Origin of the sequence: Rhodococcus chondri (assembly GCF_036327435.1) — a bacterium.
Taxonomy (GTDB): Bacteria; Actinomycetota; Actinomycetes; order Mycobacteriales; family Mycobacteriaceae; genus Rhodococcus; species Rhodococcus chondri.
In genome coordinates this window covers 1-5,071 of record NZ_JAUZMZ010000252.1, presented here as the reverse complement: position 1 = coordinate 5,071, position 5,071 = coordinate 1, and the positions used below count along the sequence as shown (strand labels likewise).

Genomic DNA, 5,071 nt, shown 5'->3' with positions numbered 1-5,071 from the left:
ACGGGAGACCCGCGCGGCGTCGTGAGCGCATCGTCGGCGGTCTCGAGTACCGCCGCGAAGTATCGGAAGGTGCCGGCAGCGCTGCCGACGAGCGCGGTGGTCTCGGTGACGGTCTTTCCGGTGTTGTAGCTCTGCAGCACGGCCAGGCGGGTGGTGTTCTCGTCGATCGCGTCGGCGATGCGGTGCAGGTAGCGGGCCCGCTCGTGCGGGAGCATGCCACGCCACGCGGGGTCGGCGGCTGCCGCACGTCCGGCTGCGACAGCGTCGTCGACGTCGGCGGCGGTCGCCTGGTGCACGATCTGCAGGGTCTGTCCCGTCGACGGATCGGTGACGGCGAACGCCGGTCCGGCGCCGCGACGCCGGCTTCCTCCGACGAGGATTTCGTCGGCGACGGGCCGAAAGTCGTGAGCGGTGGCGGTGAGAACGGCTGCGGTGGTCACTGCGAGATCTCCTCGAGGGTCTTCTCGCGGGTTTCGACCGCGAAGATTCCGACGATGACCGCGCCGAACAGGGCGACGATCCCGAACATTCCGAACACGAGGGCGAGGGTGCCACCGGCGCCGAGGATGCCGCCGACCACGAGCGGTCCGACGATGATGCCGAGCCTGCCGCTGGCCCCGCCGATCGCACAGCCGATGGCCCGCATGCGGGTCGGATACAGCTCCGCGGTGTAGACGTACAGGGCCATGTTGACCGCGAAGACGAACAGTGCGGCGCCGGCCGACCAGAACAGCACGGAGGTTGCGGAGCCCGTTCCGGTGGTCGCGAGCAGGAAGAGCATCGCCGAGCACAGCACCATCGAAGCGGTGATACAGATGCGGCGGCCGAGGTTGTCGATGAGGAAGGCGACCGCGACGCAACCCACGAGACCGGCGACGGTGGTGAAGATGCTGTAGCGCAGGGCCGTGTCGACATCGAGTTCGAAGACCCTGCTGTAGAGGGTCGGGAGCCACGAGGCGATGCCGTAGTTGACGAAGTAGGCGGACGACCAGATCGCGGCGAGCATGAGGGTGCGACGCAGGTAGATGCCCTGGAACGCTTCGATGAACCTGCCCCGGGTGGTGTCCGCGACCGTTGCGGGAAGTGGCTGGGGCTCGGGCAGAGCCTTGCCGTACCGGGCGGTGATCTCGGTTTCGATGCGGACCATCGCGGCGTGCGCTTCGGTCAGTTTGCCGCGTGAGGCGAGCCAGCGCGGCGATTCGGGAAGCTTGAACAGGGCGGGCAGGAGCAGGACGGGCACGGCGCCGAGCGCGAAGAGGATCTGGTAGCCGTAACGGGGCACGATCCACGCGGAGACGACCGCGGACGCCACCAGGCCGATCGGGAAGATCACCTCGTAGAGCAGAACGAACCGGCCTCGCTTGTGTGCTTTGGTGATCTCGCCGATATAGGTGGCGGCGACGGGCACTTCGGCGCCCAGGCCGATGCCCTGGACGAAGCGGAACACCAGGAACAGCATCAGTGAGTCCGTGAAGGCCATGCCCAGGCTCATCACCGCGTAGAGGGCGAGCGAGCCGATGATGACGTTGAGGCGGCCGACGCGGTCGGCGAGCCAGCCGCCCCCGAGTGCGCCGACGAGCATGCCGAGGCCACCGATCGCGATGACCCAGGCCACGGACGTGGCCGTGAGGTTCCACTTGGGGATCAGGACGGGCAGTGAGTACGCGATCATCAGCTGGTCGAAGCCGTCGAAGAAGGTGACGGCGCCGACGATCACACGGGCCTTGATGTGCCAGCGGCTCATCGGCAACCGCTCGAGGCGCGCACTGATCATCTCGGCGGTACTAGACATGGTGGTCGATACCGGTGTCATAAGGGTCCTCGGTCTCGGATGTCATTTACTTAAGTCCTTAAAGACTTACCACTAAGATGTAACCTTGGGCACTGCCCACTCGTCAACCATTGACTTCTGGTCACATATGACATATGAGGCCGATCTTGCCGGGGTGATGCCGCACTGTATCGCCGATTCGCGCGCAGCAAAGCGCGATGAGGCGCACTCGGGAGACGACGCCCATATTTACTAACGTGCAAATTTGCAATACTGTAAATATTCATGACTGCAGCTACGCAGCCCGAGGCTGCCGGCGACCCCAACTCGCACCGCGCCCGCAAACGCGCCCGCACGTGGACGGCGATCCACCTCGCCGCAGCCGAGGCTGCCGCCACGCACGACCGGCTTGCCGACGTCACGATCGAAGCGGTCGCCGAGAAGGCGGAGATCTCCCCACGCACCTTCTTCAACTACTTCCGGTCCAAGGAAGACGCGGTACTCGGACTGCGCGGCGCAGTCATCGACCGGGATGTCGCCGCGGGCTTCGTCGTCGAACCCGGCGGCGACCTCGTCGAGAAGGTTGCGTTCCTGCTGCTGGCCGTGTTTCGCACCAGCAACCACCGGCAGATCTCCCAGCAGCATTACGTCGAGTTGATGGACCGCCATCCGGAATTGGCGCGGAAACGTTTTCAACATGTCGACGACGTCGAAGCGCTGGTGACCAAACTCGTCACCGACAAACTCGCCGAATCCGAGCACTGGCGCGCAACGCACGCCGAGCACTCCGCCGAAGACACCGCCCGCATGATCGTCACCGTGGCGGCGGCCGTGATGCGGATGGCGATGCGCCCGATTCTTGCGCATCCCGGTCAGACCGAGGCCGACGCCGACGCGATCCTTCATCGCACATTCGCGCTGTTCAGAGAGGTCACGCACTCGTGACAGCAGACACCGGGACGCCCGCCGTCACGAAGACGCCGGTCGATCGGCGCAGCGTCACATTCGTCTTCGCCGGCCTGATGGTGGCGATGCTCGCCGCGTCGCTCAACCAGACGGTCCTCAACCCGGCCCTGCCCACCATCGTCGGCGAACTGCAAGGTGTCGACCAGATGCTGTGGGTCATCACCGCCTACATCCTCGCGTCGACGATCATGATGCCGGTCTACGGGAAGCTGGGAGACCTGTTCGGCCGGAAACCGATTCTGCTCGCGGCCATCTCGGTCTTCCTCGCCGGATCGCTGGTCAGCGCGCTGGCCGGCAGCATCACGTGGCTCATCGTCGGGCGAGCCGTTCAGGGCGCCGGCGGTGGAGGGTTGCTGATCCTGTCGCAGGCGAGCATCGCCGACGTCATCCCTGCCCGGGAACGCGGTAAGTACATGGGCATCATGAGCAGCGTCTTCGCGATCTCCTCGGTCAGCGGCCCCCTGCTCGGCGGATGGTTCACCGAAGGTCCGGGCTGGCGGTGGGTGTTCTGGATCAACCTGCCGCTGGGCGCTCTCGCGCTGCTCGCCGCGATCTTCTTTCTGCGCATGCCCGCCGAGCGGGGCCCACGCCGGCGCATCGATGTGGCGGGCATGGCTGTGTTGTCGGTCGCCACAACGCTTCTCGTGCTCGTCGCGTCACTGGGCGGATCGCGGTACGCCTGGACCTCACCGGTCGTGCTCGCGCTGATCGCCGGGACCCTCGCAGCCGCATCGCTGTTCGTGTTCATCGAAAGCCGCGTCGCCGAACCCGTTCTGCCGCTTCATCTCTTCCGCGACCGCAACTTCAACCTCTGCACTCTCGCGGGGCTGCTGGTCAGTGTTCCGCTGTTCGGTGTCGCGTCCTACATGCCGACGTACCTGCAGATGGTGGCGGGCCGGAGCGCGACGGTCGCCGGCCTGCTGATGCTGCCGATGATGGGTTCCATGCTCACCACGTCCACGCTGGTCGGGCGGTACGTGAGCCGGACCGGGCGGTACAGGACACTCCCGATCATCGGGGCTCTGCTGGTCTCGGCGGCGCTGGTGCTGCTGTCGCTGCTCACGGTCGGCACCCCGGTCTGGCTGGTGTGCTGCTTCCTCGCCGTACTGGGCATCGGCCTGGGCTCCTCGATGCAGTTGCTGGTCCTCGTCGTGCAGAACTCGTTCCCCATCGAGGAGGTCGGTACCGCCACCGCGGGCAACAACTACTTCCGGCAGATCGGCGCGACCCTCGGCGCCGCGGTCGTCGGCAGCGTCTTCACCAGCCGTCTGGCGAGTCTTCTCGGCGAGCGGCTACCGCCCGGCGAGACCGCCGGTGACGTCAACTCGCTCACCCCCGAGACGGTCCACCACCTGTCCGGCGCGCTGCGCATCCCGATCCTCGAGTCCTACAACGACGCACTCACACCGATCTACCTGGTGATCAGTCCGCTGGCGGTGATCGCGGCGGTCGGGCTGTACTTCGTGATCGAGAAACCGCTCGCCACCACGATCGAGCGGAAGGCGTCGTCGCAGGCCGAGGTGTAGCTGCCGAGGTGTGGGTTCAGCGGCCGGGCAGCCACTTGAGGGCGTCGACGAACGGCGGCAGCGCCTTCGCCCACACCCTCCTCGGCACCGCGCGTGGACCGTCGAGATTGAGGATCCGGGTCACCGCGATCGTCTGCGACTCGGTGTACTTGAGCAGTCCGTCCGCGCCGTGTCGGCGGCCCACCCCGGAGATCCCCATGCCGCCCATGGGTGCGTCGGTGCTCCCCCAGGCTGGTGCGTAGCCTTCATCGACGTTGACGGTGCCGGCGCGCACGCGGGCCGCGATCGCCTCGCCCTGCGCCTTCGTCGCCGCCCACACGGACGCATTGAGGCCGTACTCGGTGTCGTTGGCCCGGCGGATCGCGTCCTCGACATCGTCGACCGGGTACACCGACACCAGTGGCCCGAACGTCTCGTTCGCGTAGCACTCGGCGTCTTCCGGCACGTCGGTGAGCACCGTGGGTTCGAAGAACAGCGGTCCCAGATCCGGACGGGGCTTGCCGCCCGCGACCACCGTGGCGCCCTTGGCGACCGCGTCGTCGACATGCCCCGACACGGCTTTGAGCTGATCCTCGCTGACGAGGGAGCCCATTTCGGTGCCGAGCTCGTAACCCGGACCGAGCGCCATCTTCCGCACCCGGTCGCCGAACATGCGCAGGAACTCGGGGGCGATCGACCTCTCGACGTAGATGCGCTCGATCGAGATGCACAGCTGACCGGAGTTCGAATAGCACGCGCGGACCGCGGCGTCGGTGACTTCGCGCAGGTTGGCGCCCGCGGCGACGATCATGGGGTTCTTGACGCCGAG

5 protein-coding genes are annotated in these 5,071 nt (G+C 66.7%); 2 read left to right on the top strand and 3 right to left on the bottom strand.

What is annotated here, in order from left to right; translation table 11 throughout:
- A partial coding sequence (locus Q8814_RS24340; RefSeq protein WP_330154538.1) for an aldehyde dehydrogenase family protein occupies positions 1-440 on the bottom strand: 440 nt, incomplete at its 3' end.
- Complete coding sequence (locus Q8814_RS24335) at positions 437-1,813, bottom strand: MFS transporter (RefSeq protein WP_330154537.1); 1,377 nt, start codon at positions 1,811-1,813, stop codon at positions 437-439. The genes Q8814_RS24335 and Q8814_RS24340, both read right to left, overlap by 4 nt.
- A gap of 243 nt (positions 1,814-2,056) precedes the next feature.
- Between Q8814_RS24335 and Q8814_RS24330 the strand changes: the two genes are divergently transcribed.
- Complete coding sequence (locus Q8814_RS24330) at positions 2,057-2,716, top strand: TetR/AcrR family transcriptional regulator (protein WP_330154536.1); 660 nt, start codon at positions 2,057-2,059, stop codon at positions 2,714-2,716.
- A complete protein-coding gene (locus tag Q8814_RS24325) occupies positions 2,713-4,263 on the top strand; it encodes an MDR family MFS transporter (protein ID WP_330154535.1) in 1,551 nt (516 codons plus the stop codon). The genes Q8814_RS24330 and Q8814_RS24325 overlap by 4 nt, the downstream gene beginning before the upstream one ends.
- A gap of 16 nt (positions 4,264-4,279) precedes the next feature.
- Here the strand turns inward: Q8814_RS24325 and Q8814_RS24320 are convergent.
- Positions 4,280-5,071 (bottom strand): aldehyde dehydrogenase family protein (locus Q8814_RS24320; protein ID WP_330154534.1); only part of this gene is annotated, 792 nt, incomplete at its 5' end.

What these genes read in the sequence shown, in the direction of transcription:
- Q8814_RS24335 (WP_330154537.1), bottom strand. Translation starts at nt 1,813, where the DNA reads ATGACACCGGTATCGACCACCATGTCTAGTACCGCCGAGATGATCAGT.
- Q8814_RS24330 (WP_330154536.1), top strand. Translation starts at nt 2,057, where the DNA reads ATGACTGCAGCTACGCAGCCCGAGGCTGCCGGCGACCCCAACTCGCAC.